The sequence below is a fragment of the Planktothrix serta PCC 8927 genome (assembly GCF_900010725.2).
GTDB lineage: Bacteria > Cyanobacteriota > Cyanobacteriia > Cyanobacteriales > Microcoleaceae > Planktothrix > Planktothrix serta.
Map to the genome: position 1 here is coordinate 1 of NZ_LR734971.1, position 601 is coordinate 601.

At 40.3% G+C, this 601-nt stretch carries 1 protein-coding gene; it reads right to left on the bottom strand.

Annotated features, from left to right (window positions below; all coding sequences use genetic code 11):
- The coding region (locus PL8927_RS27860) for an RNA-guided endonuclease InsQ/TnpB family protein (protein ID WP_156093370.1) at positions 1–411 on the bottom strand (411 nt) is incomplete at its 3' end.
- Positions 412–601: the final 190 nt, after the last annotated feature.

The following is a 601-nucleotide window of genomic DNA, read 5'->3' on the forward strand; positions in this document are numbered from 1 at the left end:
TTCTCTGTGAAATATCGCTTTAATTTCACCAATCTTAGGGACTTTTAGATATTCACCGTTAACAGTAACGCTCTGGGGATACTGAATTGATTGCTTGTGATGTTTAGACTTGAAATTAGGAAATTTAGCTCGTCCCTCAAAAAAGTTCTTGTAAGCTCTGTCTAAGTTTATAGCTACACATTGGAGAACCGATGAGTAGCAATCTTCTTTGAGCCAAGGATATTCTTTTTTGAGTTGAGGGAGCATTCCTTTGTAAGATGCTAATTTTAGGCTTTTGCCAGTTTCTTGATAGTGCTGAATACAGGCATTTAAGGCAAAATTCCAATACCATCTTGCACAACCAAATGACTTAGCTAACGCCAATCCCTGTTCGGGTGTTGGATAGAGTCTAACCTTTGTTGCCTTCAGCACTTTGAATCACCTCCTTGGTTGGGTGTTATGATTTTGCTATCAAATACAGAGGTCGGGTTTTTACTCTTGAAATGCTGAATCGGCTACCTAAAAAGTAGACTGAATCAACATCATATAGCAATCCGTGTAGGATTTGTGATCAAAACCTGTAGGGGTTGGGTCTCCCAACCCTCTTTGCGCCTGGGTTGGG